This is a genomic window from Puniceibacterium confluentis (assembly GCF_007923445.1).
GTDB classification, from domain to species: Bacteria; Pseudomonadota; Alphaproteobacteria; order Rhodobacterales; family Rhodobacteraceae; genus Puniceibacterium; species Puniceibacterium confluentis.
This window is the reverse complement of sequence record NZ_VOJI01000070.1, coordinates 1-1,493: the sequence shown is the minus strand read 5'-3', so window position 1 is coordinate 1,493 and position 1,493 is coordinate 1. Positions and strand designations below refer to the sequence as shown.

Genomic DNA, 1,493 nt, shown 5'->3' with positions numbered 1-1,493 from the left:
TGACTTCTTCATATTCCATCTCCAATGCTTGGGACGGATCCTACTCAAAAGTGGAGGAGTTTTAAGGTCTCAGGTCATCCCCTGTGATTAATTATATATTTCAGTAACTTAGAGGGTATTTTTTAACATTTTTCCGTGCGGGGGCTTTTTGAAGTTTGACTTATTTGCGGCTTTTCGACGGAGGCAACCCAGGCTATTCCGCATCTCGTCGGTACTGATAGTTTCTTGGGTCAGCATCGGACGCGCGGAAAAACACGCAGATCAACCTTTCATTTTCGTAACTGATGAAAAGCCGCCTTCGATTTCGCAGTGCAAGTCGTCGCCGTGCCGTAGCCAGTTTGTCAGCTGCTCGGTTGCTACTGGCAACGACTGTCTTATTGCGCATTCCCAGACAACCGCAACGCGCCAGCCGGCGGCCAGCAAGGCGTGTCGGTTTCTTTCATCTCGTGTGATGTTGGCTGCAAATTTCGCCTGCCAGAATTCGGTGCGTGTCGCCGGTGTTGAAGCCATGCGGCAGCCCTTATGCTGATGCCAGAAGCAGCCGTGGACAAAGCAGACGGCTTTATAGAGCGGCAGGACAATGTCAGGACGCCCCGGAAGATCTTTCCTGTGCAGCCGAAACCGGAAACCTTTCGCGTGGAGAGCCTTGCGCAGCAATAGTTCCGGTTTTGTGTTCATGGACCGTATTCCGGCCATCATCCTCGAGCGCGTCGCAGTATCGACGGTATCAGTCATCGGTTCTCCATCCACCTTCCGGCCAATCCTGGAACAAGTGGCCTTGAAAATCAAAGAAGGCTACGGCATCGCATGGAAGTTGGCATAGTCGATCTCTTTTCGGGTCCGGGTGGTCTCGGAGAAGGGTTCGCGTGTGAACAGGCGTGCAATTTTGATCCCGTAGAGGGGTGAACGGCATCCAAACATGACACCCTTGCACTGATGTGGATGATGCCCCCGAGGTCATCGGGGAGCACAGTGAGGGATGTTGGTCGTGGAGACGGTAGAGAAGATCCGGCGGACGTGTTTTCAGGACAAGAAGTCGATCAAGCAGATCTGCCGGGAGCTGCGGGTATCGCGGAACACGGTGCGCAAGGTGATCCGATCCGGCGCAACGGAGTTTACTTACGAGCGGACCATTCGGCCGTTGCCGGAGATCGGGCCTTGGAAAGACAAGGCGCGCAGACGTCGCAGCGGTTCGCCGATGGACTGGCGCGAGGTTTGGCGCGGGTTCAGGCTGTCGGTGGCATCCCGAAACACCATCTGTATGTCGGCGCGGCGCGGCTTTGCGCGAATGCTTTCACCTGACCGGGCGGCACCTGTCGGGCGACGACGCCTTCTGCCTCAAGCTTTTCCCAGAGCTGCCGTTCCTGGCCGCCAGTCGACTCGAAACAGACGACTGCATCGCGGTCGCGGGCAAGCTCTGCGCCTAGCTGTTCAGTCCCGGCATCTGGTGGATCGGGTTGACGATGAATCTTTCCGGTTCTGAAGTCCAGATC

General features: G+C 55.9%; 3 protein-coding genes and 1 pseudogene. 2 read left to right on the top strand and 2 right to left on the bottom strand.

Annotation, left to right across the window (positions count from 1 at the left end):
- Window positions 1-261: 261 nt before the first annotated feature.
- Complete coding sequence (locus FOY53_RS22550; RefSeq protein WP_439332555.1) at window positions 262-678, bottom strand: very short patch repair endonuclease; 417 nt, start codon at window positions 676-678, stop codon at window positions 262-264.
- On the opposite strand from FOY53_RS22550, the gene FOY53_RS23545 reads away from it, so the two are divergent.
- Window positions 677-823, top strand: a complete 147-nt coding sequence (locus FOY53_RS23545) for a hypothetical protein (protein ID WP_222435341.1) — start codon at window positions 677-679, stop codon at window positions 821-823. The genes FOY53_RS22550 and FOY53_RS23545 overlap by 2 nt on opposite strands.
- A 156-nt stretch (window positions 824-979) precedes the next feature.
- Window positions 980-1,168 (top strand): annotated as a pseudogene (locus FOY53_RS22545) (helix-turn-helix domain-containing protein); the annotation flags it as partial.
- Between the two features lie 58 nt (window positions 1,169-1,226).
- Here FOY53_RS22545 and FOY53_RS23540 read toward each other — a convergent pair.
- A partial coding sequence (locus FOY53_RS23540) for a hypothetical protein (protein WP_222435340.1) occupies window positions 1,227-1,493 on the bottom strand: 267 nt, incomplete at its 5' end.